Annotated in this window: 24 protein-coding genes and 2 tRNA genes; 13 read left to right on the top strand and 13 right to left on the bottom strand. The window is 64.9% G+C overall.

Annotated features, from left to right (window positions below; translation table 11 throughout):
* Positions 1–2: 2 nt before the first annotated feature.
* From pcaB to QM588_RS05370, 4 genes are read left to right on the top strand one after another with little or no spacing between them, the layout of a single operon-like run.
* Positions 3–1349 carry a 3-carboxy-cis,cis-muconate cycloisomerase gene (gene pcaB / locus QM588_RS05385; RefSeq protein ID WP_283312056.1) on the top strand — a complete coding sequence of 449 codons (1347 nt, stop codon included), beginning with the start codon at positions 3–5 and terminating at the stop codon, positions 1347–1349.
* Positions 1349–2512, top strand: coding sequence for a bifunctional 3-oxoadipate enol-lactonase/4-carboxymuconolactone decarboxylase PcaDC (gene pcaDC / locus QM588_RS05380; RefSeq protein WP_283312055.1), 1164 nt, complete (start codon positions 1349–1351; stop codon positions 2510–2512). The genes pcaB and pcaDC overlap by 1 nt, the downstream gene beginning before the upstream one ends.
* Positions 2509–3327 carry an IclR family transcriptional regulator domain-containing protein gene (locus QM588_RS05375; protein WP_204878832.1) on the top strand — a complete coding sequence of 273 codons (819 nt, stop codon included), beginning with the start codon at positions 2509–2511 and terminating at the stop codon, positions 3325–3327. Before pcaDC ends, QM588_RS05375 begins: the two co-directional genes overlap by 4 nt.
* A complete protein-coding gene (locus tag QM588_RS05370; RefSeq protein WP_283312053.1) occupies positions 3320–4531 on the top strand; it encodes an acetyl-CoA C-acetyltransferase in 1212 nt (403 codons plus the stop codon). Before QM588_RS05375 ends, QM588_RS05370 begins: the two co-directional genes overlap by 8 nt.
* A 7-nt stretch (positions 4532–4538) precedes the next feature.
* Here the strand turns inward: QM588_RS05370 and QM588_RS05365 are convergent, their stop codons facing one another.
* Together QM588_RS05365 and QM588_RS05360 are read right to left on the bottom strand one after the other, a co-directional pair.
* Positions 4539–6431 (bottom strand): sugar phosphate isomerase/epimerase and 4-hydroxyphenylpyruvate domain-containing protein, encoded by a 1893-nt coding sequence (locus QM588_RS05365; protein WP_283312052.1) that lies wholly within the window; start codon positions 6429–6431, stop codon positions 4539–4541.
* Positions 6428–7318, bottom strand: a complete 891-nt coding sequence (locus QM588_RS05360) for a shikimate dehydrogenase (protein WP_283312051.1) — start codon at positions 7316–7318, stop codon at positions 6428–6430. Before QM588_RS05360 ends, QM588_RS05365 begins: the two co-directional genes overlap by 4 nt.
* 109 nt (positions 7319–7427) lie before the next feature.
* On the opposite strand from QM588_RS05360, the gene QM588_RS05355 reads away from it, so the two are divergent.
* The 3 genes from QM588_RS05355 to QM588_RS05345 all read left to right on the top strand — a co-directional run bounded on the left by QM588_RS05355 (position 7428) and on the right by QM588_RS05345 (position 10442).
* Positions 7428–8102, top strand: coding sequence for a TetR/AcrR family transcriptional regulator (locus tag QM588_RS05355; protein WP_283312050.1), 675 nt, complete (start codon positions 7428–7430; stop codon positions 8100–8102).
* Between the two features lie 168 nt (positions 8103–8270).
* Positions 8271–9632, top strand: a complete 1362-nt coding sequence (locus QM588_RS05350; protein ID WP_032368463.1) for an MFS transporter — start codon at positions 8271–8273, stop codon at positions 9630–9632.
* 6 nt (positions 9633–9638) lie between these two features.
* Complete coding sequence (locus tag QM588_RS05345) at positions 9639–10442, top strand: N-acyl homoserine lactonase family protein (protein ID WP_283312049.1); 804 nt, start codon at positions 9639–9641, stop codon at positions 10440–10442.
* A 90-nt stretch (positions 10443–10532) separates the two neighbouring features.
* Here the strand turns inward: QM588_RS05345 and clpX are convergent, their stop codons facing one another.
* The 5 genes from clpX to QM588_RS05320 form a co-directional block, all read right to left on the bottom strand.
* Complete coding sequence (gene clpX, locus QM588_RS05340; RefSeq protein WP_027497577.1) at positions 10533–11813, bottom strand: ATP-dependent Clp protease ATP-binding subunit ClpX; 1281 nt, start codon at positions 11811–11813, stop codon at positions 10533–10535.
* Positions 11814–12109: 296 nt separating this feature from the next.
* A complete protein-coding gene (locus tag QM588_RS05335) occupies positions 12110–12751 on the bottom strand; it encodes an ATP-dependent Clp protease proteolytic subunit (protein WP_008715342.1) in 642 nt (213 codons plus the stop codon).
* Between the two features lie 47 nt (positions 12752–12798).
* A complete protein-coding gene (locus tag QM588_RS05330) occupies positions 12799–13449 on the bottom strand; it encodes an ATP-dependent Clp protease proteolytic subunit (RefSeq protein ID WP_072692168.1) in 651 nt (216 codons plus the stop codon).
* An 83-nt stretch (positions 13450–13532) separates the two neighbouring features.
* Entirely contained in the window at positions 13533–14912 is a 1380-nt protein-coding gene (gene tig / locus QM588_RS05325) for a trigger factor (RefSeq protein WP_045841278.1), read from the bottom strand.
* A gap of 101 nt (positions 14913–15013) precedes the next feature.
* Positions 15014–15087, bottom strand: a tRNA-Pro gene (locus QM588_RS05320).
* A gap of 170 nt (positions 15088–15257) precedes the next feature.
* On the opposite strand from QM588_RS05320, the gene QM588_RS05315 reads away from it, so the two are divergent.
* Positions 15258–15331, top strand: a tRNA-Gly gene (locus QM588_RS05315).
* A 111-nt stretch (positions 15332–15442) separates the two neighbouring features.
* The gene (locus QM588_RS05310; protein WP_283312048.1) at positions 15443–16228 is read left to right on the top strand and encodes a DUF1542 domain-containing protein; all 786 of its coding nucleotides are present in this window, start codon (positions 15443–15445) and stop codon (positions 16226–16228) included.
* A 10-nt stretch (positions 16229–16238) separates the two neighbouring features.
* Here the strand turns inward: QM588_RS05310 and QM588_RS05305 are convergent, their stop codons facing one another.
* Both QM588_RS05305 and QM588_RS05300 read right to left on the bottom strand, forming a co-directional pair.
* Positions 16239–17033, bottom strand: a complete 795-nt coding sequence (locus QM588_RS05305; RefSeq protein ID WP_032368209.1) for an Fpg/Nei family DNA glycosylase — start codon at positions 17031–17033, stop codon at positions 16239–16241.
* A complete protein-coding gene (locus tag QM588_RS05300) occupies positions 17034–17513 on the bottom strand; it encodes a ribose-5-phosphate isomerase (RefSeq protein WP_032374451.1) in 480 nt (159 codons plus the stop codon). It lies immediately after the preceding gene.
* A gap of 16 nt (positions 17514–17529) precedes the next feature.
* On the opposite strand from QM588_RS05300, the gene QM588_RS05295 reads away from it, so the two are divergent.
* On the top strand, positions 17530–18192 hold the full coding sequence (locus tag QM588_RS05295) for a DUF429 domain-containing protein (RefSeq protein WP_283312047.1): 663 nt from the start codon (positions 17530–17532) through the stop codon (positions 18190–18192).
* An 82-nt stretch (positions 18193–18274) separates the two neighbouring features.
* Here the strand turns inward: QM588_RS05295 and QM588_RS05290 are convergent, their stop codons facing one another.
* A complete protein-coding gene (locus tag QM588_RS05290; RefSeq protein WP_222076021.1) occupies positions 18275–18892 on the bottom strand; it encodes a DsbA family protein in 618 nt (205 codons plus the stop codon).
* Between the two features lie 157 nt (positions 18893–19049).
* On the opposite strand from QM588_RS05290, the gene pepN reads away from it, so the two are divergent.
* Positions 19050–21623 (top strand): aminopeptidase N, encoded by a 2574-nt coding sequence (gene pepN / locus QM588_RS05285; protein ID WP_283312044.1) that lies wholly within the window; start codon positions 19050–19052, stop codon positions 21621–21623.
* Positions 21624–21740: 117 nt separating this feature from the next.
* Here the strand turns inward: pepN and QM588_RS05280 are convergent, their stop codons facing one another.
* From QM588_RS05280 to QM588_RS05270, 3 genes are all read right to left on the bottom strand, one after another.
* Positions 21741–22220 carry a DUF5130 family protein gene (locus QM588_RS05280; RefSeq protein WP_222076017.1) on the bottom strand — a complete coding sequence of 160 codons (480 nt, stop codon included), beginning with the start codon at positions 22218–22220 and terminating at the stop codon, positions 21741–21743.
* A complete protein-coding gene (ctaJ, locus tag QM588_RS05275) occupies positions 22207–22458 on the bottom strand; it encodes an aa3-type cytochrome oxidase subunit CtaJ (RefSeq protein ID WP_283312043.1) in 252 nt (83 codons plus the stop codon). The genes QM588_RS05280 and ctaJ overlap by 14 nt, the downstream gene beginning before the upstream one ends.
* 81 nt (positions 22459–22539) lie before the next feature.
* Complete coding sequence (locus tag QM588_RS05270; RefSeq protein WP_174557300.1) at positions 22540–23202, bottom strand: HNH endonuclease; 663 nt, start codon at positions 23200–23202, stop codon at positions 22540–22542.
* A gap of 231 nt (positions 23203–23433) precedes the next feature.
* Between QM588_RS05270 and QM588_RS05265 the strand changes: the two genes are divergently transcribed.
* Together QM588_RS05265 and QM588_RS05260 are read left to right on the top strand one after the other, a co-directional pair.
* Complete coding sequence (locus QM588_RS05265) at positions 23434–24393, top strand: mechanosensitive ion channel family protein (RefSeq protein WP_283312351.1); 960 nt, start codon at positions 23434–23436, stop codon at positions 24391–24393.
* Positions 24394–24443: 50 nt separating this feature from the next.
* On the top strand, positions 24444–24839 hold the full coding sequence (locus QM588_RS05260) for a globin (RefSeq protein WP_027497590.1): 396 nt from the start codon (positions 24444–24446) through the stop codon (positions 24837–24839).
* Positions 24840–24859 lie beyond the last annotated feature (20 nt).

Genomic DNA, 24859 nt, shown 5'->3' with positions numbered 1-24859 from the left:
CCATGGCTTCCGATAGAGGTGCACTGTTCGATCCGATATTCGGCAGCGAGATCATCGCACCGATCGTCGGCGACCGAGGCTGGGTTCGGGCGATGTTCGACGTCGAGGCAGCCCTCTCCCGGGCCGCTGCCTCGGTCGGCGTGGTCGACGTCGTGCATGCGGACATCATCACCGCGGTCTCGGCCGAGCTGGGTGAATCTCTGGACATCACAGCACTCGGAGCGGCTGCAGTGGCCGGTGGGAATCCGGTGATACCACTGGTGAAGGTGCTGCGAAACGCCGTGTCGGAGCATGGAGTTCCTGCTGCTGCCGTGCACCCAGGGGCAACCAGCCAGGACATCATGGACACCGCGTCCATGCTCGTCGCACGTGACGCACTCACGGTCGTCGAGGCCTCGCTCGGCGATGCGTACACCGCGGCGCGAGACCTGGCGCTGACGCACAGAACGACACCGATGGTCGCGCGCACCCTCGGCCAGCAGGCGTTACCCACCACTTTCGGGCTGGTTGCCGCCAATTGGACTGGGGCGCTGACTCGTTCGCGTCACCGTCTCGCTGCGGTCCGGCGGTCGTGCTGTGTTCAATACGGAGGTGCCGCCGGAACGATGGCCGCCGTACATCCGCACGGTCCGGCCATTGCCGCCGCGCTCGCCGACGCCCTCGGTCTGGCACCACAGACTGCGCCCTGGCACACCGACCGCGTCACCGTCGCAGATCTGGCGTGCGCGTTGGGTATTGCCGCGGGCTCCATTGCGAAGATCGCCGGGGACATCGTGTCGATGTCTTCCACCGAACTGGCCGAGGTGTCGGAGAACGCGCCGGGAGGTTCGTCGGCAATGCCACACAAGCGCAACCCGATCGCCGCCATCACCGCGCGGGCTGCGGCCCGCCGGGTGCCGGGAGCCGTTGCGACGGTGCTGGCGAACATGGACCACGAGCAGCAGCGCGCCGCTGGACCGTGGCACGCCGAATGGGAGACCGTCACCGATCTGCTACGCCTCACCGGCGGCGGTGCGCATCGTATAGCGACGAGCCTGACCGGTCTGCATGTGCATTCAGATGCCATGGCGCGCAACCTCGAAGCGACGGGAGGTGCACTTCTCGCCGAACGGGTCACCGCGGCGCTGGCACCGCACACCGAGCACGCCCGCGACATCGTCACCGACCGATGCGCAGCAGGTGCGCCACTGGACACGGATCCCGCCATCACCGCGTTCCTGACGCCGGCTGTGGTGCGCGAGATGTTGGATCCAGCAGGCTATGTGGGTCACGCACCCGACTTGGTCGACGACGTCCTCGCTGCGTGTGCACTCGACACCGAACGCCCCACGGACTCGAAGGACATCTGATGACAGTGACTCTGGCTCACCACCGCACCGAGGGGCCGCACCCCGGTGCGGATACCGTCGTGCTGATCGGCTCGCTCGGCTCGGACCGATCGATGTGGGACCCGCAGGTGGGCGCACTTTCGGGTTCTGTCCACGTGCTGACGGTCGATCTACGTGGGCACGGTCGATCACCGGTACCCCCCGGCCCCTATTCGGTGGCCGATCTCGCCGGAGATGTTCTGACTCTGCTGGATTCGCTCGCTCTGGACAGAGTGCACGTGGTCGGGCTCTCCCTCGGCGGTGCCGTCGCTCAATGGATTGCGATTCATCGCCCCGAGCGAGTACGCACTCTGACTCTGCTGTGCACGTCGGCCAAGTTCGGTGAACCCGCTCAGTGGATCGACCGTGCCGCGACCGTCCGCGCCTCGGGGACATCCGCCCTCGCGGACGCCGTACTCGCACGGTGGTTCACGCCCGAACTCGCCGCCCGCGACACCGATCTCGTCGCACGGTGTCGACGCATGATCGCCGAGACCTCCGACGAGGGGTACGCGGCATGCTGCGAGGCGTTGTCGGAGTGGGATTCTCGCGCGGACCTCGCCAGGATCACCGCTCCCACCCTCGTGATCGCGGGTCGGCAGGATCCGTCGACCACTCCGGACGATCTGCGGATCATCGCCGACGGCATCGAACGATCGACGTTCGTGACACTCGACCCGGCGGCACATCTGGCCAACGTCGAACAGGCAGGCCGCGTCACGGCGGCCATTGCCGCTCACGTCGGAGCGAACGCGTACTCCGCCGGACGATCGGCGGCCCACGACACCGGTATGGCAGTGCGGCGCAGTGTGCTCGGTGACGCCCACGTCGACCGCAGCATCGCATCGAGAACCGAATTCACGGCCCCGTTCCAGGATTTCATCACCCGAACCGCATGGGGCGACGTCTGGGCTCGTCCCGGACTCGACCACCACACCCGCCGACTGCTGACTCTGGCCGTTCTGACGGCCCTGGGTAACCACCACGAACTCGACATGCACATCCGAGCGGCGTTGCGTGCCGGTATCGCACCCGACCAACTCGCCGAGGTGTTCTTGCACACCGCGGTCTACGCGGGAGTACCGAACAGCAACAACGCTTTCGCATTGGCTCAGGCCGCCATCACCGAGAGCGAAACCTCGTGAGTGCCGCGGACACACCGCCGTCCTCGGATTACGTCCAGTCTCTCGGACGCGGCTTGGCAGTGATCAGAGCCTTCGACGGCGAGCATCCGCGTCGAACGCTGGCCGACGTGGCCCGAGCGACCGACCTGACCCGCGCCACCGCCCGGCGCTTTCTGCTCACACTCGTCGAACTCGGATACGTGCGTACCGACGGCTCGATGTTCTGGCTCACCCCGCGCGTACTCGAATTGGGGTACAGCTACTTGTCGAGTCTCTCGCTCCCCGAGGTCTCGGGCCCACATCTAGAGGCTCTCGCCGAACGAGTGCGTGAATCGTCCTCTGTGTCGATACTCGACGGTGACGACGTGGTGTACGTCGCCCGGGTTCCGGTGAGCCGCATCATGACCGTCGGCATCAACATCGGCACCAGGTTTCCGGCGTTCGCGACCTCGATGGGCCGGGTGCTGTTGGCCGGTCTTCCCGCGGAAGAACTGGATGCGTACCTGGAGCGAGTGCGGTTGACGCCGTTGACGGGCAAGACGATCACCACCGCGGCCTCGCTCGCGCGGGAACTCGAACGGGTGCGGGTCGACGGCTTCTGCCTGGTGGACCAAGAACTCGAAGAGGGACTGCGTTCGATCGCCGCACCCATCCGCGACAGCGCCGGCGTGGTTGTCGCCGCAGCCAACGTCTCGACTCAAGCTGCACGTCATTCTGCGGACGCCGTGCGCGCCGAACTACTCCCGGCCTTGCTCGACGCCACCCGCGCCATCGAGACCGATCTGCTCCGGGTGAGTACCGGAGCCAACGACAAGCGAGGAAACACCCATGCCTGAAGCCGTGATCTGCGAGCCCCTGCGTACCCCCGTCGGCCGTTTCGGTGGCCAGTTCCGCGACATTTCCGCCCAGGCCCTCGCGGCCACGGTCATCACCGAACTCGTTGCGCGAACGGGCATCTCCGGAGCGGACATCGACGACGTGATCCTGGGTCAGGCGTCACCGAACGGTGATGCACCGGCCATCGGTCGAATCGCCGCCCTCGACGCCGATCTCGGCATCGATGTGCCCGGCATGCAGATCGACCGACGCTGCGGCTCCGGCCTACAAGCAGTACTGCAGGCGTGCATGCAGGTGCAGTCCGGCGGCAACGACCTGGTTCTCGCAGGCGGCGTCGAAAGTATGAGCCAGACCGAGTTCTACGCGACCGGCATGCGGTGGGGCGTCAAGGCCGAGGCGGTCGCCCTCTCCGACCGACTTGCGCGGGCCCGAGTGACGGCGGGTGGCAAGAACTTTCCGGTGCCCGGCGGCATGATCGAGACCGCCGAGAACCTTCGCCAGGAGTTCTCCATCAGCCGCGCCGATCAGGACGCGCTGGCCGTGCAGTCGCATCGGCGTGCGGTCGCCGCGCAGAACAGCGGCGTGTTCGCCGAGGAGATCGTGGGTGTGTCTGTACCCCAGCGTAAGTCGGAACCGGTTCTGGTCTCGACCGACGAGCATCCACGGGCCGACACGACCGTGGAGTCGTTGGCGAAGCTGAAGGCAATCCGTGCATCGATCGACCCCGAGTCGACGGTCACCGCGGGCAATGCCAGCGGGCAGAACGACGGTGCCGCGATCGCCATCGTCACCACCCCCGAAAAGGCCGCGGCGCTGGGACTTCGACCACTGGCGCGGCTCGCGAGCTGGGGCGTTGCCGGAGTCGCTCCGCGCACCATGGGAATCGGCCCGGTGCCCGCCAGCGAGAAAGCGCTCGGACGCCTGGGGCTCACTCTCGACGACATGGACGTCATCGAACTCAACGAAGCCTTCGCCGCCCAGGCGCTGGCCGTGACTCGGTCCTGGGGTATCGAGTCGGACGACCCGCGGCTGAACCCGCACGGTTCCGGCATCTCGCTCGGCCACCCGGTCGGGGCCACCGGTGCCCGAATCCTTGCCACCCTGCTCCGCGAAATGGACCGCCGAGAGGTCCGCTACGGACTCGAAACGATGTGCATCGGCGGCGGACAGGGCCTGGCCGCGGTGTTCGAGCGACTGTCCTGATCGCTACTCACTGCTGCAGTTGCGCAGCCAGGCGCACAGCCGAGTTGGTCTCCCCGTAGCCTTCGTACCCGCCTACCCGCTGCACCACCTCGAAGAAGAGGTCGTCGCCCACGGTGCCGGTGAAGAAGTGGAAGAACTCGCCGCCTGCGGAGTCGGCGTCGTACAGGATGCCGAGCCGCTGCATCGCGTCGAGGGTGTCCGGACCGAGGCCGAACCGTGCGTTCAGGTCGCGATAGTAGTTGGGCGAGATACGCAACGGCGTGAGACCGCGTTCGGTCATCGCCTCGGCTGCGGCGTAGATGTCCTCGCATCCGAACGCCACATGTCCGACGCCTCCGCGGCGGGCTGCGGGGAGGGGGTCGGCATCGGACGGTCGACCGGGGACCATGTTGAGCGAGAGGCGAATGGTGCCGTTGGTGGTCGTCAGGGTGAGGGCCTGGCTTCGCACCATTCCGATCGCGTCCACGACGTCCTGACCGTCACGGGGCACCATGCCGAACACCGAGCGGAGCAACAGCATCACGCCGTCCCAGCTTTCGGCCGGAACTGCGAGGGCGATGTGGTCGACGTGCGAGACCAGGGGCTTCTCTTGCGGCACAGGCACTCTGGGAGCGAGGTCGAATGCGGACTGCCAGGCACCGGCGCTGTCTCGGGTACGTAGGTCGAGCGAGGTTGCACCGGTGACAGCGAGCCGCACCACCGCGTCGGTCGCGTCGGCCACGCCCGGCATGGTGACCGTCGCGGCGGGGACACCCAGAGCGCGGGCTCTGGTCAACCACAGATCGGGCCGCTCGCTGCGCACCCCGATCTGGGCCAGTGCGGGCAGGTGGGCGGGGACGCCCGGTGCGGTCCACAGGGTGTCGACGGTCGTGTCGACCGCGACGGCGAGAGGGCCCTGGGTGAACAGTGACAGTCCGTGTTCGCTGTGCGCGGCGGTGAGGTCGAAGCCGAGGTGACGCAAGGTGGTGCCCAATTGGGCAGCCTTGGCGGGGCCTGCGGCGATACGCAGGGACACGATGTTCTCGATCGGGCCGGGCGGAGGCGGGGAGAACAGATCGGCATTCGGCACGACGGTATCGACGCCGCGGACCTGCTCCTGCAGGTGGAGCAACGAACGGTGTGCGTCCGACGCCGTTCGGCCGGTGTCGGAATGCCGGAAGACGTCGTTGAAGATCTCGAGCGACCACGGGCCCGTGTAGCCCGAGGCCACGACGTCGGCTCCGAAGGTTGCCAGATCGAAGTTCCCCTGACCGGGGAAGCATCGGTGATGGCGACTCCACTGCAGGACGTCCATCACCAGGTGCGGGGCATCGGCCAGTTGCAAGAAGAAGATCTTCTCGCCGGGTATCTCGCGGATGCCGGATGGGTCGTCGCCGCGGGAGAGGATGTGAAAGCTGTCGAGACAGGTCCCGAGCGCTGGGTGGTCGACCTGCCGGACGATGTCCCAGGCGTGACGGTAGGTGTCGACGTGGCTACCCCAGGCGAGCGCTTCGTAGGCCAGCCGCAGTCCGCGGCGATGTGCACGCTCGGCGAGAGTGGCCATCTGTTCGATCAACTTGTCGTCCTCGCGCACTGCGCCGGCCAACGGTGACGAGCAGACCAGCAGTAGGTCGCATCCCAGCTGTTCCATCACGTCGAATTTGCGTTCGGCGCGAACGAGGTTGCGAGCGAACTGGTCCGGGTCGTCGGAGTCGGCGTCCCGGAACGGTTGATAGAGATCGACGGTCAGGCCCAGGTCTGCAGCCTTCTTCGCAATGTCTGCAGGCAGGTCCGGTGAGCTGATCAGATCCGGCTCGAACACCTCGAACCCGTCGAACCCGGCATCGGCGATGGCGCGCATCTTCTCGTCCAGAGACCCACTGAGCGAGACAGTGGCCACCGACGTGGCAATGGTCGTCATGCGGTGGCCCCGGCGGCAGCGACGCGATCTTCACTGTCGATGAGGGTGCCCATGTGCGCGATCATCCGATCTGCGTTCGCAATTCGGCCGGTGAATATCTCGAAGGCGTCTGCTGCCTGGAATACGGCCATGCCGGTGCCACTCAGGGTTCGGCACCCCGCTCGCGCTGCCTGCGCGAGCAATTCGGTCTCGGCCGGCCTGTACACGACTTCCGAAACCCACATCTGCGGCCGCAGAAATTCCTGCGGCACAGCAGATCCCGGGTGTGCGAGCATTCCGACCGGCGTTGCGTGCACCAACCCCGACGCCGTGCTCAGCACGTCGCCGAGCCGATCGACGCCGGTCGAGCAGATCTCGGACTCGGGGAACATCGAGGCCAGCGAGTCTCGGAGTTGCTGCGCCCGAGAACGATCGGCGTCGACGAGTGTCAGCTTGGCGGCTCCCCGGCGTGCCATTGCGTACGCGACGGCGGCACCTGCTCCCCCGGCTCCGAGTTGCACCACATCACTCAGATCGGCTCCCGGTAAGCCACGTCCGAAATTTCGGTCGAACCCGGACCAGTCGGTGTTGTGACCGATCGCGCGCCCGTCGGAGAACACAACGGTGTTGACGGCACCCAGACGCGCGGCATCCTCCGAGAGATCGTCGAGGCAGTGAAGAACCCGTTGCTTGCACGGGTGGGTGATGTTGAGGCCGCGAAATCCGAGGTCGGCTGCCGTGGCCACCAGACGCGGTAGGTCGTCCACGGTCAGCCCGCGCCGATCGAGATCGATGATCCGATAGAGGTAGGTCAGACCGTGCTCGGCACCCTCTCGCTCGTGCATCGCGGGCGTGAGCGATTTGCCGATACCCGTCCCGATCAGCCCGCAGAGCAGGGATTCCGGCATGTCGATCTCCTCGAGCTTTAATGTACTAATTGGTGAGTTAGCTCGACGGTACTACGGTGACGGCACGCACACACCCTTTCTCCGCAATTCGCGGCGATAGAGTCGACCCATGGCTCCGCGTACAACCCACACCTCCGACGACAGCGGACCGGCCGTCAAACGTCGGCGCAACAGCGACCTGACCCGACACAACATCCTCGAGGTAGCCACGGAGGAGTTTGCGGACAAGGGCTTCGCCGGCGCACGCATCGACGAGATCGCCGAGCGAACACACACGACCAAGCGGATGCTGTACTACTACTTCACCGACAAGGAAGGCCTGTACAAGGCCGTTCTGGAGCGGTCCTACCTCCGCATCCGCGAGCGCGAACGAGCCGTGGACGTCGAAGGACTCGGTCCGGTCGAGGCGATCCGCGCCATCGCATCGCTCACCTTCGACCATCACGAGCAGAACCCGGACTTCATCCGGCTGGTATCGACCGAGAACATTCTGCGCGGCGAACATATCGGCACCTCCGAGGCGCTGAACAATCTCGGCAATCCTGCCGCCGAGCTGTTGGCCGCAATTCTTGCGCGCGGGCAGGCAGACGGGCTCTTCCGAACCGATGTCGACGCGTTGGACATCCACATGGCGATCAGCAGCTTCTGTGTGTTCCGGCTGTCCAATCGATACACGTTCGAGGCACTGTTCGGGCGCGACCTCACCGACCCGGCGCATCGCACACGACTGCGGGCCATGCTCGGCGACATGATCATCGCGTTCCTCACCTCCGCCGACGCCTGACGCCGAGATCGAGCGACGCGCATCGCATCGGGGGTTGACACGTGGCATGGATCACGTTCAATATCTAAGAGCGCCCGGAGTTAACTATTTCGTACATTAGCGACCGCTCAGGTCGTGGATGTCGAACTGTGCGCCCGGCTTCCCGTCACACGAAAAGAGACGACACCGATGGATCCCCTCACGTCCGGTCACCCGCCCCTGCGCCCCGGAGCCAACCCGCGCAAAGCCGCAACCGCGGCCTGGGTGGGCAGCGCCCTCGAGTACTACGACTTCTTCATCTACGGCACCGCCGCTGCGCTGGTCTTCGGCCGCGTGTTCTTTCCCGGTTCCAACCCCGCCACCGGAACGTTGTTGGCCCTGGCGACTTTCGGGGTCGGATACCTGGCCCGCCCACTGGGCGCATTGGTGCTCGGTCACATCGGTGACCGTTACGGCCGCAAGAAGGTCATGGTTGCCACCGTCCTGCTGATGGGAGTCGCCACCCTCGGAGTCGGCGTCCTTCCCTCGTACGAATCCATCGGCCTCGCGGCCCCGATAATCCTGGTCCTGCTGCGCCTGGCCCAGGGCTTCTCTGCGGGCGGTGAGCAGGCGGGCGCCAACTCCATGACCCTCGAGCACGCACCCGACCACCGACGGGCGTTCTTCACCAGCTTCACCCTCAGCGGCACCCAGGGCGGTCAGATCCTTGCCACCGCAGTCTTTCTCCCGGTCGCCATGCTCCCCGAGGACCAGTTGCTCAGCTGGGGCTGGCGAATCCCGTTCTTCCTCAGCGCATTCGTCGTTGTCGCCGCATTCCTGATTCGGCGCTCGCTCGACGAGACCCCCGTCTTCGAGGAAGAGGTGGCGTCCGCCGAGCCGCAGCGTCTCCCGCTGACCGAACTGCTGTCCGAGCACTGGCCCGCCGTTCTTCGAGTCATGTTTGCCGCCGTGATCGCCTCGGTCAGTACGATATTCACCGTCTATGCGCTGTCGTACGCTGTCAATACAGTCGGCCTGGAACGAACTCCGATGCTGTGGGTCGGCGTACTCGCCAACGTCGTCGCGCTGTTCGCACTCCCGTTCTTCGGGTCGTTGTCCGATCGCGTCGGTCGCAAGCCGGTGTTCCTGTTCGGATCGATCGGTTGCGCAATCCTCATGTTCGGATACCTCTGGTCCATCTCGGTCGGAAACTACGCGCTCATCTTCGTCTTCGGCATCGTCATGTTCGGATTCGTCCACAGCGCGACGGGCGGTGTCTGGCCCTCGTTCTACGGCGAGATGTTCCCGGCTCGGGTACGTCTGACCGGAACTGCGCTGGGTACCCAGATCGGTTTCGCCATAGCAGGATTCGCGCCCACCATTGCCGGTGCTATCGCCGGGGCCGAGATCGGTGCGTGGTTGCCGGTCGCCATCGTCACCGCCGTGTTCTGCGCCGTCAACGTTGCGATCGTGTCCACGTCCAAGGAGACCTATCGCACGCCCACCGACGAGCTCGGACGATCCACTCGAACGACTCGGCGCGAGTCGGTCGCCCGTACGACGTCGAACTGACCCGCGATGATCGACGGACTGCGACCGGACCGCAGCGGTGAATGGCGTGTGTACGCCGTGCGCTATGCGAGCCGAACATCCCTGCGCAGCACGCACTTCCACTATGCGGACGAGCGCGGTCACGAGCCGCACCCCACCGCGTACTACGTGTGGCTCGCGCTGTCGGACACCGAGACCGTCCTCGTCGACGCCGGTCTCGCACCGGCGACGGCGTCACGGATGAAGGGACTGGACTACGTCGGCTCCCCCGTGGACCTCATCGGAGAGCTGGGAATCTCCCCCGGTGACATCGACGTATGTGTGCTGACCCATCTGCACTACGACCACACCGGAGTCGTCGCAGATCTGCCGTCGGCCCGCTACGTCGTCCAGCAGAAAGAGCTCGACTACTGGAACGGTCCGTGGGCGACCCGCGTTGGGCAGGAACGCTGGTTGCACTCACGGCCCGACATCGACCACGTCACGGGAAGTCCGCGACTCGACGTCGTCGACGGCGACCGCGAACTGGCACCGGGACTCTCGGTGCATGCGGTGGGCGGGCATACCGCAGGCATGCAGGTAGTCAGCGTGCACACCGGACGCGGGACCCTGGTGCTGGCGTCGGATGCGAGTCACTTCTACGAGAACATCGAATCCGACAGTCCCTTCGCGATTCTGCACTGCCTGCCGGACATGTTCGGTGCATTCGACCGGATCAGGGAACTCGCCGACAGCCCCGAGCATGTCGTACCGGGCCACGACCCGTTGGTGGCGCAGCGGTGTGCCGCGGTCGACCCGGAGCTGCACCCGCACATCTCGGTACTCGGCTGACAACCTCGACCGACAACCTCCACAACACAGAACGAGCCCCGATCATCACGTTCGATGATCGGGGCTCGTTCGGTGTTGCGTCGGAGCGGGTCAGGCCGACTTGTCGCGTCGCTCCGGGCGTTCGGGCTTGCGCGGAACGATGGTCGGCAAGACGTTGTCGTTGACCGTCTCTGCCGTGACGACGACCTTCTCCACATCGTCCCGGCTCGGGATGTCGTACATCACCGGGAGCAGTACTTCCTCCATGATCGCGCGCAACCCACGAGCACCGGTGCCGCGCAGGATCGCCTGATCGGCGATCGCCTCGAGTGCCTCGGACGTGAATTCGAGCTCGACGCCGTCCATGTCGAAGAGTCGGCGGTACTGCTTGACCAACGCGTTCTTGGGCTCGGACAGGATGGTGACCAGTGATTCCTTGTCCAGGTTGGTCACAGACGCGATCATCGGCAGACGGCCGATGAACTCGGGGATCAAACCGAACTTGATCAGATCCTCGGGCATCACCTCGGCGAAGTGATCCTGCGTGTCGATCTCCGCCTTGGAACGCACCTCGGCTCCGAAGCCGAGACCGCGCTTGCCGACGCGATCGGACACGATCTTCTCGAGTCCGGCGAAAGCACCAGCCACGATGAAGAGCACGTTGGTGGTGTCGATCTGGATGAACTCCTGATGCGGATGCTTACGTCCGCCCTGCGGCGGGACGCTGGCCTGGGTACCTTCCAGGATCTTCAGCAGAGCCTGCTGCACACCTTCACCGGACACATCGCGAGTGATCGACGGGTTCTCGCTCTTACGAGCGATCTTGTCGACCTCGTCGATGTAGATGATGCCGGTCTCGGCCCGCTTCACGTCGTAGTCCGCGGCCTGGATGAGCTTGAGCAGGATGTTCTCGACATCCTCACCCACGTACCCGGCTTCGGTCAGTGCGGTGGCGTCGGCAATGGCGAACGGCACGTTGAGCATCTTGGCGAGTGTCTGGGCCAGATACGTCTTGCCGCACCCGGTGGGACCGAGCATCAAGATGTTCGACTTGGCCAACTCGACGGATTCGCCGCGCACATCGCGCGCCTTGTCGCCGGCCTGAATGCGCTTGTAGTGGTTGTAGACAGCGACGGCCAACGTGCGCTTCGCAGCGTCCTGGCCGATCACGTAATTCTCGAGAAAGTCCTTGATCTCGGAAGGCTTGGGCAGGTCGTCGAGCTTGACTTCACTCGATTCGGCCAACTCCTCCTCGATGATCTCGTTGCACAGGTCGATGCACTCGTCGCAGATGTACACCCCTGGTCCTGCAATGAGCTTCTTGACCTGCTTTTGGCTCTTGCCGCAGAACGAGCACTTCAGCAGATCGCCACCGTCACCGATGCGTGCCATTCGGAGGTTCCTACTTCCTTGTCCGCGTACGACCCGGCCGACCGCATACGCGGAAGGACGGGCTACTTCTCGATCGATGGCATGCCGAGTTCGAGATGCTCCGACCGAGTTCTTGGATGCGACGCTACCCGTGTTCGCCGAACATGGGCGGGTTGTTTCCGGTGATTCGCCGCCCGTTTTCACCAATTACGGCATTCGGGGCGTGAATCGAGACAGCCGGGCCGAGTTGTCCACTCGTGCCCGGCGTCCGATCGTCTGCCGGATCTCGAGGCGATCCGACCGGTGGTACCTGCGTGCTACTTCTGCGCCGAGAGCTTGCGGTACTCGAACACGGTGTCGATGATGCCGTAGTCCTTGGCCTGCTCGGCGGTGAGGATCTTGTCGCGATCGGTGTCCTTGCGGATCACGTCGGGATCCTTGCCGGTGTGGCGGCCGAGGGTGGTTTCCATGAGTCGACGCATACGTTCGATCTCGGCGGCCTGGATCTCGAGGTCCGAGACCTGGCCCTGGATTCCGCCGCTCGAGGGCTGGTGGATCAGCACTCGTGCGTTCGGCAGAGCCGCGCGCTTGCCGGGGGTGCCGGCTGCGAGCAGTACCGCGGCAGCCGAAGCAGCCTGGCCGAGGCACACTGTCGCCACGTCGGCGCGAACGTACTGCATCGTGTCGTAGATGGCCATCAACGAGGTGAACGAGCCGCCGGGTGAGTTGATGTACATCGTGATGTCACGGTCGGGGTCGAGGCCCTCGAGCACCAGCAGCTGTGCCATGACGTCGTTGGCAGACGCATCGTCGACCTGGACGCCGAGGAAGATGATGCGCTCCTCGAACAGCTTGTTGTACGGGTTCGACTCCTTGACGCCGTAGCTCGAGTGCTCGACGAAGGACGGAAGGATGTACCGCGAGGACGGCAACTGGTTGGGATCGAACAGGTTTGTCATCGTTTCTCCAAGATGTGAGTGATCGAGGGTCGCCGGTAGCGGCCGAATTACTCGCCGACTCCGCCGGCCTGCCGCGCGCGGCTGACGACGTGATCCACGAACCCGTATTCCTTGGCCGCCTGTGCCGTGAACCACCGGTCACGGTCGGAATCCTCAGTGATCTGCTCGACGGTCTGGCCGGTGTGCTGAGCGATGAGCTCGGCCATCTCACGCTTGGTGTGCGCGAACTGCTCGGCCATGATCGCGATGTCCGAAGCGCTGCCGCCAATACCGGCCGAAGGCTGATGCATCATGATGCGCGCGTGCGGCAGGGCGTACCGCTTGCCCTTCGCGCCGGCCGAGAGCAGGAACTGGCCCATCGAGGCAGCCAAGCCCATCCCGTAGGTGGCGATATCGCACTCGGCGAATTCCATGGTGTCGAAGATCGCCATACCTGCGGTGACCGAGCCACCGGGCGAGTTGATGTAGAGCGAGATGTCGCGGGTGGGGTCCTCGGCCGACAGGAGCAGGATCTGCGCGCACAACTTGTTGGCGATGTCGTCGTCGACCTGGGTACCGAGGAAAATGATGCGGTTTTGAAGCAGACGCTCGTACACGGAGTCGCTGAGATTCAGCCCTGCTGCGGCCGAAGTCATGACGGGACTCTGCTCGTGCGAAGCCGCCGGATTCTGAACAGTCACGGTACCTGCCTTTTCCATAACAAATCGTTGGTTCCTGACACAGACACTAACGAAAGACGGCGGCTCCGGAGTCCCGGAACCGCCGTCGTTCGCTGTGAGCGTTACTTCTCTTGTTCGCCCTCGGAAGAATCAGCTGCTTCGACCTCGTCGGGAGCATCGGCAGGGCTGCCGAACAGCTCGGCGGTGTCGACGCTGGCTCCGTTGGTGTCGGTCACGGTGACGCGCTCGACGACCGAGGCAAGCGCCTTGCCGCGCTTGACATCGGCGAACACGGCACCGAGCTGGTTGGCCTGCTGCACCTGCTGGATGAACTGCTCGGGCGGCATGCCGTAGCGCTGGGCCTGGAAGATGATCCGCTCGGTCAGCTCGTCTTGGCCGACCTGAGTGTTCTCGGCCTCAGCGATGGCATCGAGGAGGAGCTGGGTGCGCACCGACTTCTCGGCACCCTCCTTGACGTCCTTGTCGAACTCCTCGCGGCTCGAACCCTGCGACTCGAGCAACTCGGCGAGCGCTTCCTCGTTGTGGTCGAGGCCGTGGATGGCCTCGTGCACCTGGGAATCGACCTCCGCCTTGACGACGGCCTCGGGAGCCGGAATCTCGAGCGTCTCGAGCAGCGTCTCGAGCACCTTGTCGCGAATCTGACCGGCCTGCTCGACCTTCGCGACTCGCTCGACGCGCGTCTTCAGATCGGCCATCAGCTCGTCGAACGTGTCGAACTCGCTGGCGAGCTGGGCGAACTCGTCGTCGGCCTCGGGCAGCTCGCGCTCCTTGACGGACACGACCTTGACCGTGACGACGGCTTCCTTGCCCGCGTACTCACCGGCCACGAGCGTGGAGGTGAACTCCTTCGACTCGTCGGCCGAGACGCCGATGATCGCGTCGTCGAGGCCCTCGATGAGCTGGCCGGAACCGACCTCGTGGGACAGCCCGCTGGCGGTGGCCTCTTCGACGTTCTCGCCGTCGACCGTGGCCGAGAGATCGATCGAAACGAAGTCGCCGGACTGGACCGGACGATCGACACCGGTGAGGGTGCCGAAACGCTGGCGGAGCGACTGCAGCTGCTCGTCGACGGCCTCGTCTTTGATCTCGAGCGGATCGACCACGACGCTGATGGTCGAGTAATCCGGCAGCTCGATCTCGGGACGCACGTCGACCTCGGCGGTGAACGTGAGCTCGGTGCCGTCTTCGATCTTGGTGATCTCGATCTCGGGCTGGCCGATGACCTTGACCTTCTCGTTGGTCACGGCCTCGGAGTAGCGGGAGGGAAGAGCGTCGTTGACGACCTGCTCGAGTACTGCACCACGGCCGACTCGCGCCTCGAGCAACTTGGCCGGAGCCTTGCCGGGACGGAATCCGGGGAGGCGGATCTGCTGAGCCAAAGCCTTGTACGCGCGGTCGAAATCAGGCTTGAGCTCCTCGAAGGGCACCTCAACGTTGATACGGACTCGCGTCGGGCTCAGCTGCTCGACGGTGCTCTTCACGGGACATGCTCCTTTGTGGTGATTCTTGCTTGCTGGCAGTTCTGGCTTGCTGTCTTCCGCTCGCCACGAGCACGGTGAGCCGTGCCCGCGGCTCTCATTTGTCGGGGTGACAGGAATTGAACCTGCGACCCTCCGCTCCCAAAGCGGATGCGCTACCAAGCTGCGCCACACCCCGTCGTACGGACACCATTGAACAGCAACCGATAGTAGCCCCTCATGGGCGCCCCACCCATGACGTTCCGTGAGACCGGGCTCGACGGGCCGGTTTGGAATCCGGCAACCGCTTTGGGTACAGTCTTGAAACGCAGGCGACGGAACTGGCGATCCCACGACTGTTGTTTGCACGCCGATGTAGCTCAATGGTAGAGCCCCTGTCTTCCAAACAGGCTACGCGAGTTCGATTCTCGTCATCGGCTCCATCGAAAGCCCCGCACTTCACGAGTGCGGGGCTTTTTCGTGTCCGCGTATCGTCGACAGTGTTCGAGTGAATCGGACGAACTGGACATGTATCGCCGATGGAAGGCTCAGAAGTGGAAATCGTCCTGATCGTCATCGTCGTGGCCGTCGTGGCACTGCTGGTGCTGCGCAGCAAGAAGAACTCCGCCGCGGCCGCGGCCACCGCACTGGCCGACGCGAAGGCCGACGCCCGCCAGTCGATCGAACGGCTGGGCGGCCAGGTGTACAACTTGGTCGGCTCCGACACCGCATCCAAGCAGGCCCTCGCCGACGCATCCGAGCGCAACATCGCAGCGGGCTCGCAGATCGACCAGGCGACGACCGTCGAGCAGGCGAGGCTGGCCAAGCAGACCGCACTGGAAGGGCTCTATTACATTCGCGCCGCGCGCCTGGCGATGGGAATGGACCCGGGCCCCGAGGTACAGGGCATCGACGGCCAACAGCAGGCAGGTCGCGTCACCGAGGAACGCAAGGTCGACTTCGAGGGACGAGAGATCGCAGCCTCACCGGATCCGTCGGACCGGACCCCGAACTACTACCCCGGCGGACGAGTGGCGGGCCGACCCGTCCCCGCAGGCTGGTATTCCGAGCCGTGGTGGCGTCCGGCCTTGGTCGCCGGCGCATGGGGAATGGGCTCGATGTTCCTGTTCTCGGCGATGTTCTCCGGGATGGCCGGGGTGCCGGACGAGACCGCATCGGGTGGCGACCTGGTTGCGGACGGTTCCGACGGGGGAGCTGGTGACAATTACGACGGTGGCGACGCCGGACCCGGTGACGACGGCGGCGGCTTCTTCGACGGCGGAGACGGCGGTGGCTTCTTCGACGGCGGCGGAGGCGGAGGGGATTTCGGCGGGTTCTAGCTCGCCCGCCTCACGTCGCCTGACAGACGGGGCACCAGAACAGGTTTCGCGCCTGCATCGTCGAGTGCAGGATCTCGGCTCCGCACACGCGGCACGGGAGGCCTTCCCGGCGGTAGACATACGAACGCGGTCGGCGGGCACCGTAGGTGTCGCCGTGATCGTCCTCGGGCCGGATGGTGATGATGCGACCGCGCCGGACTCCGATGGCCATGAGATCGACGAGATCGAGCCAGATGGCGTCCCATTCGGCTCGGTCGAGGTCCTTTCCGGGGCGCATCGGGTTGATCTCGTGCCGGAAGAGGATCTCGGCGCGGTAGACGTTGCCGACGCCGGCGAGCACCTTCTGATCCATCAGCAACGTGCCGATGGCCGTGCGTGACTTGGATATTCGTGCCCAGGCGGCGTCGGGGTCGGCGTCCTTGCGGAGCGGGTCCGGCCCCAGACGCGCCAGGAGGGCGTCGACCTGCTGCTCGGTGTAGATCTCGCAGGCCGTCGGGCCGCGCAGGTCGGCACCGTACTTCTCCCCCACGATGCGCAGACGCACCGCACCCACCGGATCGTCCAGTGGCACAGCGTGTTCGGTGAACTTTCCGTACAGGCCGAGGTGAATGTGCACGATCAGGTCGGATTCGTAGCGGTGCAGCAGATGCTTACCCCACGCCTCGGCCTTCTCGAGCACGAGGCCGTCGATCAGCGCGGCACCGGAAACGAACCGTCCCTGGGGACTGCTCGCCTCCACCGGTGCCCCGCCGAACCGACGTTGATGCAACCGAGCGAGTCGGTGCAGGGTATGCCCTTCCGGCACTTACTCGGGCTTTCCCGGAACCTCGGGTGCTTCGCCGCTGCGCTCGTACTCGGACAGGATGTCGATGCGGCGCTGATGACGCTCCTCGCCCGAGAACGGGGTGCCGAGGAACGCGTCGACGATGGCCAGTGCTTCGGGCAACGTGTGCATACGGCCGCCGATGCCGATGAGCTGCGCATCGTTGTGTTCGCGAGCCAACTTCGCGGTCTCGACGCTCCATGCAAGGGCACAGCGTGCGCCCGGCACCTTGTTCGCGGCGATCTGCTCGCCGTTTCCTGATCCGCCGAGTACGAGGCCGCGGCTGCCCGGATCGGCGACGACGCGACGGGCTGCGTCGATGCAGAAGGCCGGGTAGTCGTCGACGGGGTCGTAGTCGAACGCACCGCAGTCGACGGGCTCGTGCCCGGTTGCCGTCAGGTGTTCGATGATCTGATTCTTGAACTCGAGGCCGGCGTGGTCGGCACCCAGGTATACGCGCATGCCTAGAGTCTGACAGGTGAACTCACGAGCCGAGAAATTCGCCGGTGTCGACGGCGCGAAGGGTGCGTGGGTGGTCGCAGTGTTCGACGGCACGAGAGTGACGTGGACGGCCTGCTCCTCCGTCTCCGACGTGTTGGAGCAGACCCGAGACTGCGCGCGAGTGGGCGTCGACATGCCTCTGTCGCTACCTGTGGACGGTTATCGCGTCAGCGAACTGGAGGCGAAGAAGTTCTTGGGTACGGCGCGCAGTTCGATCTTTCATACCCCGGTCGCGGATGTTCTGGACGCGGTGTCGTACGAACAGGCGTGCTCGATCTCGCGGTCGAAGACCGGCAAGGCGATCAGTAAGCAAACGTGGCACATCCTGCCCGCAGTTCGGGCGTGGCGAGAGTCGGACTTCGATCCGGACAGGTACGTCGAAGTACATCCCGAATGTTCGTTCAGAGCGATGTCACCGACCACGGTCTACGCGTCGAAGAAGACCGGCCGCGGCGTCGGGCAACGGTTGGCCGCACTGACACGATGGGCCGGCGCTCTCGATCTGGACGACCTGCCGAACGGGCCGCTCGTCGACGACGTCCTCGATGCCGCCGCAGCGGCGTGGTCGGCCAGGCGCTTCCACTTGGGCGAGCATGTGACGTTCGGCACCGACAGCGGCTCGGATCGGATCGTCGCCTAGCCACTCGCGCGTAAACCACCCAACCCCTCGTGCGTGGAAACTCGGCTCCTGCTACGAGTTTCCACGCACGAGGGCCACGCGATCAGTCGAACTGCGGGTCCTCGTTGCGGGTGCGCTTGAGCTCGAAGAAGTGCGGGTACGCCGCGAAGATCACCGACGCGTCCCACAGCTTGCCCGCCTCTTCACCGCGTGGGATCCGCGAGAGCACGGGGCCGAAGAACGCCACGCCGTTGACGTGAATGGTGGGAGTGCCCACGTCAGGGCCGACCTTGTCCATTCCTGCGTGGTGGCTGGTGCGCAGATCCTCGTCGTAGTCGGTGCTCTCGGCTGCCGCGGCGAGATCGGCGGGCAAGTCGAGTTCGGCCAAGGACTCTCGGATGACGACGTCGAAATCCTTGTTGCCCTCGTTGTGAATTCGCGTGCCCATGGCGGCGTACAGCGGCGCGAGGATCTCGTCGCCGTTGCTCTTCGCCGCAGCGATGGCCACCCGCACTGGACCCCACGCCTTCTTCATCATCGCGGCGTACTCCTCGGGCAGGTCGCGGCCCTCGTTGAGTACGGCCAAGCTCATGACGTGGAAATTGACGTCGATGTCGCGCACCTGCTGGACCTCGAGAATCCAACGTGAGGTGATCCAGCACCATGGGCACAGCGGGTCGAACCAAAAATCAGCGGTGTCTTTCTGTCCTGAACCGGCCACTGTCTGCTCCTCGAAAGTCGATGTCACTGTCTCTTCATGTCGTAACACCCGGCCACCGCGTGGACATTCCGCGCGACCCGTCAGCCAGCGCGCGACACGGCGGACGTGATGGGATGGACGGCACTACCCATAACTACACGAAGAGGTGTCGACTGAAGTGGTTGCTCCCAACCTGACGCGTGACCAAGCCTCCGAGCGCTCGGCGATCATCGGGGAAACGAAGTACGCGATCGTTCTCGATCTCACCGACGGCGAGGGCAATCCCGGCGAGAAGACGTTCCGCTCGCTCACCACCATCACGTTCGCCGCCACCGCCGGAGCGTCGACATTCGTGGACATCGTCGCCGGCACCATCCGGTCGGCGACGCTCAACGGCACAGCGCTCGACACGACGAACTACGACGAGTCGACGGGCCTGGCACTGGGCGATCTCGCCGAGCACAACGAGCTCGTGGTCGATGCCGACTGCGTCTACTCGCACACCGGAGAAGGCCTGCACCGTTTCGTGGATCCGTCGGACGGTTCGGTGTACCTCTACTCGCAGTTCGAGACTGCGGACGCCAAGCGCATGTTCGCGTGCTTCGATCAACCCGATCTCAAGGCCACGTTCGATCTGAAGGTCACCGCTCCCGAGAGCTGGACCGTCATCTCCAACGCAGCGCACGGCGCCGAGCCGGCCGCAGGTGAGCACGTGTTCGACACGACGCCGCTGATGAGCACATACCTGGTTGCCCTCATCGCCGGTCCCTACGCGGAGTGGACCGATTCTTACACCGACGATCACGGCACCATCCCTCTCGGAATCTACTGCCGCGCATCGCTTGCCGAACACATGGATGCCGAGCGACTGTTCACCGAGACGAAGCAGGGTTTCGGCTTCTACCACGAGAACTTCGGCACCCCGTATGCGTTCGGCAAGTACGACCAGCTCTTCGTGCCCGAATTCAACGCCGGGGCCATGGAGAACGCCGGGGCCGTCACGTTCCTCGAGGATTACGTCTTCCGGTCCAAGGTGACGCGGTACTCCTACGAGCGACGCGCCGAGACGGTGCTGCACGAGATGGCGCACATGTGGTTCGGCGACCTGGTGACCATGACGTGGTGGGACGACCTGTGGCTCAACGAGTCGTTCGCGACGTTCGCCTCCGTGTTGTGTCAGTCCGAGGCAACCGAGTACACCAACGCGTGGACGACGTTCGCCAACGTCGAGAAGGCCTGGGCATACCGACAGGACCAGCTGCCCTCGACGCACCCCATCGCCGCGGACATCCCTGATCTGGCCGCCGTGGAGGTCAACTTCGACGGCATCACGTACGCCAAGGGTGCCAGCGTGCTCAAGCAACTGGTTGCGTACGTCGGTAAGGAAGACTTTCTGGCCGGGTTGCGGGCCTACTTCGTCGATCACGCATTCGCCAACGCAACGTTCTCGGATCTGCTGGCGGCACTGGAGAAGTCGTCGGGTCGCGACCTGTCCGATTGGGGTGCGCAGTGGCTGCGGACCACCGGCCTGAACACTCTGAGCCCCGATTTCGACGTCGACTCGGATGGCAAGTTCACCCGGTTCGCAGTGGCGCAGACCGGCGCAGCACCGGGCGCGGGCGAGCATCGCGTACACCGCATCGCGATCGGCATCTACGACGACGTCGACGGCAAGTTGGTGCGTACCGACCGCGTCGAGCTGGACCTCGATGCTGCCGCATCGACGAATGTCGAAGCGCTCGTGGGTGTATCGCGCGGCAAGCTAGTGCTGGTCAACGACGACGACCTGACGTATTGCGCAGTGCGGCTCGATCCGGATTCCCTCGGTGTTCTCGTCGATCGGATCGGCGACATCGCCGAGTCGCTCCCCCGCACTCTCGCCTGGTCGGCCGCGTGGGAGATGACTCGGTCCGCCGAGATGAAGGCACGCGATTTCGTGGCTCTCGTCCAGCGCGGAATCGGCAGCGAGACCGAAGTGGGTGTGGTGCAACGTCTTCTGCTTCAGGCGCAGACGGCCATCACCAGCTACGCCGATCCGGCGTGGGCGGCAGAACACGGAGTCCCGGAGTTCGCCGACGCAGTGCTCGAGCTGGCCCGCGGTGCCGAGTCGGGCTCGGATCACCAGTTGGCGTTCGTCAACGCTCTGACCGGTACCGAACTCGGCGAGCGCCATGTCGAGGTATTGCGCGCACTCCTCGACGGTGACGCCCAGGGGCAGTCTTTGGCCGGACTCGACATCGATACGGATCTGCGGTGGCGCATCGTCACCGCCCTTGCGGCGGCCGGAGCCATCGATGCCGATGGGCTCGATTCGCCGGTCATCGACGCCGAAGCCGAGAAGGACAACACCGCCGCCGGGGCGCGGTCGGCTGCCGCTGCACGAGCTGCGCGTCCCAGTGCCGAGGTGAAGGAGCGGGCATGGACGACCGTCGTCGACGACGACGCGGTTCCGAACATCACGGCGCGATCGATCATCGGTGGTTTCGCGGGCCCCGGCCAGGGCGAACTACTCGAGCCGTACGTCGACCGCTACTTCGAGGCGATCGACGGCGTGTGGGCTCGTCGATCGAGTGAAGTCGCACAGACCGTCGTGGTTGGTCTCTACCCCTCGTGGTCGATCAGCGAGCAGTCGTTGGCCGCCGCCGACAGGTTCCTCGATGGCGACCTTCCACCTGCTCTGCGCCGACTGGTGATCGAAGGCCGGGCCGGAGTCGTTCGGGCACTCGCGGCCCGGGCATACGACGCCGCCTGATCACAGGTAGACACACGACGAGGGCCGGTTGCGTCTCACCCGCGAAGGTGAGACGCAACCGGCCCTCGTCGTCGCCGGAAACGCCGGCCGAGAACTGCGGGGATGCAGCGCGTAGAGCTACGGCGCGAGGATGGATGCTGCCATCACGCGGACCGAAGTCACGAGACCGTCGATGAGGTTGCCGTCGCGGAACGGGCCGAGCGCAGCGGTGACGCCGAGCTGAGCAACCCGATCGGTAGCGCGGTTGGAAACCCGCTTTCCGGTCCGAATCTCGAGCGCGTGCCGGTTGGGGTCGACAGCGATCAGAACCGAACGAATCGCATCGGGGGTGCCGGGGAAGACCGAATCCGCTCCCGCAGCCGGATCGACTCCCAGGTCACCGACGTAGATGTTGAACCGAATCTTCGTTCGCCGGGTCGCCTCACTCAGTGCGTCGTCGAGCGCGACCAGATCCTGCGTCGCGAAAGGCAGGTGCTCCGGGCTCGGCGTGCCGAACTCGTGTGCCACCGATACGCGACCACTCGCCGTCAGCGCAGCCCCGAACGGCAGGTCTTCTTCCCGGATGTCACCGCCACGTACCAGTTCACCACTTGCCACTTGCAGCACCTCCGATCGAATCGGCTGTGTCCGCGTCGTGCGATCCGTGGCCTCCGAACGGAGTCACCTCGTCCGTAGCGCTCCACAGCAATGGCTCGCGCGTCCACTCGTCCGTCAGCCGGTACGGAGGGACGTCCATCCCCGGCTGCTTGTCGGTCAAGTAGGACAACGCGCCGACGATTCCGATCACCGCAACCGGAATCACCCCGAATATCAGCGTGGTCTCCAAAATGCTCACGGGGTGTGACGTTAGTCGACAATTGCCCGTCGGACCACGTCGGGGCTGGTGTTGTGACCGAAAAGAGCCAACGGCCGACAGTCAGGCAGCGCCTTCGCCGAGGTATGCCAACCAGCTCGGGTCCAACTCCTTCGTGGTCGCCAGCAGACGCCAGTGCGGGCCCTTCGGCGGTACGAGCTGGGCTCGCAGCGTCCACCCGATCTCACTGAGCAGCTTGTCCGCCTTGCGGTGGTTGCAGGAGGCGCAGCACGCAACGCAGTTCTCCCACGAGTGGCCGCCGCCGCGGCTGCGAGGCACGACGTGATCGACGGTCTCGGCCTTGCTACCGCAATACGCGCACCGAAATCTGTCGCGATGCATCAGTGCCGCGCGGGTCATCGGCACCCGCGCCCGATAGGGAACGCGGACGAACGTCCGCAACCGAATCACCGACGGCACCTGGACGGAGTAATCGGCCGACCGGATGAACGGCCCCTCCGGATCGTCGTGGATCACGTCGGCCTTGCCGCAAACGAGAAGAACCACCGCCCGGCGCATCGGAAGCGCGGTCAGTGGTTCGAAAGTTGCGTTGAGGAGCAGCACACGGCGCTTGACCCACGCCGGCACGGCGTCGTCGCCCGTGGCGTTGTGGGCCGTCGGCACCACGCGCAGCGGAGAAGCCCCCGAGGCCGTCTCACGCTGGTCATGCGTGGTGCGGCCCTCAGTGGGCGGGAGTTGTCGGTGGCGGTGTTGAGAGTTCTTCATGCATTACTCCAGGGAGTGTCGGCGCCCGCGCATGGCTTGCGTGGAACACGGTTCACAGTGGAACACGAATACACCGCCCGCGCACAGCCTTTTTCTGCGCATTTTCTGTTGCCGATCGGTGAACATTCCGGTTTCCGATCAGCGAGTTCGAGGATCGATACCGCTATGCGCTGCGTGACTGGCAAGATTTCTGTGTCTCCGTAGACTTTTCGGGTGGCTGTATCAACCCTTCTGTCCGTATCGCCGTTACCCGAACCTTCGCTGCTGCGAGAGCTCGACACCCGAGCATTCGAACTGACCGACACCGGACGCGACTGGCTGGTCGACCGTCCGTTGCAGATCCTCGGCTATCTGGTTCTGGCGATCGTGCTGAGGCTCGTGTTGCACCGAATGATCGACCGCTTCACTCGACACGACTCCGGCCGATCACCTGCACTTCTCCGGCCGTTACGCGACCGGTCCTCGGGAACGGTGAAGGGCGAGATACTCAACGAACGGCGCAGACAGCGGGCCAACACGATCGGTTCGGTGCTCCGATCTGCGGTGTCGGTCATGATCCTGACCTGGTTCGTGCTGTCGGTGCTCGACGTCGTGGGTGTGAACGTCGCCCCGTTCATCGCGTCGGCGGGGATCGTCGGTGTCGCCCTCGGTTTCGGTGCGCAAAACCTGGTCCGTGACTTCCTGTCCGGAATCTTCATGCTTCTCGAGGATCAATACGGGGTCGGTGACGTCGTCGATCTCGGTGAGGCGATCGGCACGGTCGAAAGCGTGGGATTGCGAGTCACCACGATCCGAGATGTCAACGGCACCGTGTGGTACTGCCGAAACGGTGAAGTTCTGCGGGTGGGCAACATGAGCCAAGGGTTCGCGGTAGCTGTCCTCGACCTCCCTGTCTCCCACACGGCCAACATCGACGAGGCCTGCGCGGTGGCCGAGAGAACCACCACCGGGGTCGTGGACTCCGGCGACTTCGACGGTGACATCCTCGAGCCCCCGGAGATGCTCGGCGTCAATGCCGTCAGCGCCGATACCGTGACCATCCGGATCACGATCAAGACCCGACCCGGCCGCCAATGGGCAGTGCAGCGCCGCCTCCACCGCGACATCCTGCAGTCGTTCGACGATGCCGGTATCAAAGCCCCGTATGCGCTGGGTCGTCCGGGTGGGGTTGCAGTCGAGAGCAGCAGCTGAGGGACAATGAGTGTGACCGACGCCGACGAGGAACGAACAGAGAGAGTGTGATGACCGAACCGCAGCAGACGTTCTACGACGCGGTCGGCGGTGCGGAGACATTCCGGTTGCTCACGGCGAAGTTCTACGAAGAAGTGGCCAAGGACGAGATCGTGCGGCCCCTGTATCCCGAGGAGGACCTGGCACCGGCCGAACGGCGGATGCGAATGTTCCTCGAGCAGTACTGGGGCGGGCCTCGTACGTACTCCGACGAACGGGGTCATCCACGATTGCGGATGCGTCACAATCCGTTTCGGATCGGGCCGCTCGAACGTGACGCCTGGCTTCGATGCATGCACATCGCGATCGCTTCGATCGACCCGGCCGTCCTGGATTCTGCGCACCGAACGCAACTCGTCGACTACATGGAGATGGCTGCCAATTCGATGATGAACTCGGCAATCTGATAGCTACGGCGTTCCTGCCT

The sequence above is a fragment of the Rhodococcus sp. IEGM 1354 genome (assembly GCF_030056855.1).
Classification (GTDB): domain Bacteria; phylum Actinomycetota; class Actinomycetes; order Mycobacteriales; family Mycobacteriaceae; genus Rhodococcoides.
Note: the sequence above shows the minus strand (reverse complement) of the source record. Positions and strands in the feature narration are given on the sequence as shown.

What these genes read in the sequence shown, in the direction of transcription:
- QM588_RS05300 (WP_032374451.1), bottom strand. Translation starts at nt 17,513, where the DNA reads ATGCGCGTATACCTGGGTGCCGACCACGCCGGCCTCGAGTTCAAGAAT.
- QM588_RS05270 (WP_174557300.1), bottom strand. Translation starts at nt 23,202, where the DNA reads ATGAAGAACTCTCAACACCGCCACCGACAACTCCCGCCCACTGAGGGC.
- clpX (WP_027497577.1), bottom strand. Translation starts at nt 11,813, where the DNA reads ATGGCACGCATCGGTGACGGTGGCGATCTGCTGAAGTGCTCGTTCTGC.
- pcaDC (WP_283312055.1), top strand. Translation starts at nt 1,349, where the DNA reads ATGACAGTGACTCTGGCTCACCACCGCACCGAGGGGCCGCACCCCGGT.
- QM588_RS05355 (WP_283312050.1), top strand. Translation starts at nt 7,428, where the DNA reads ATGGCTCCGCGTACAACCCACACCTCCGACGACAGCGGACCGGCCGTC.
- QM588_RS05345 (WP_283312049.1), top strand. Translation starts at nt 9,639, where the DNA reads ATGATCGACGGACTGCGACCGGACCGCAGCGGTGAATGGCGTGTGTAC.
- pcaB (WP_283312056.1), top strand. Translation starts at nt 3, where the DNA reads ATGGCTTCCGATAGAGGTGCACTGTTCGATCCGATATTCGGCAGCGAG.
- QM588_RS05350 (WP_032368463.1), top strand. Translation starts at nt 8,271, where the DNA reads ATGGATCCCCTCACGTCCGGTCACCCGCCCCTGCGCCCCGGAGCCAAC.
- QM588_RS05365 (WP_283312052.1), bottom strand. Translation starts at nt 6,431, where the DNA reads ATGACGACCATTGCCACGTCGGTGGCCACTGTCTCGCTCAGTGGGTCT.
- QM588_RS05370 (WP_283312053.1), top strand. Translation starts at nt 3,320, where the DNA reads ATGCCTGAAGCCGTGATCTGCGAGCCCCTGCGTACCCCCGTCGGCCGT.
- QM588_RS05260 (WP_027497590.1), top strand. Translation starts at nt 24,444, where the DNA reads ATGACCGAACCGCAGCAGACGTTCTACGACGCGGTCGGCGGTGCGGAG.
- QM588_RS05360 (WP_283312051.1), bottom strand. Translation starts at nt 7,318, where the DNA reads ATGCCGGAATCCCTGCTCTGCGGGCTGATCGGGACGGGTATCGGCAAA.
- QM588_RS05330 (WP_072692168.1), bottom strand. Translation starts at nt 13,449, where the DNA reads ATGGAAAAGGCAGGTACCGTGACTGTTCAGAATCCGGCGGCTTCGCAC.
- QM588_RS05335 (WP_008715342.1), bottom strand. Translation starts at nt 12,751, where the DNA reads ATGACAAACCTGTTCGATCCCAACCAGTTGCCGTCCTCGCGGTACATC.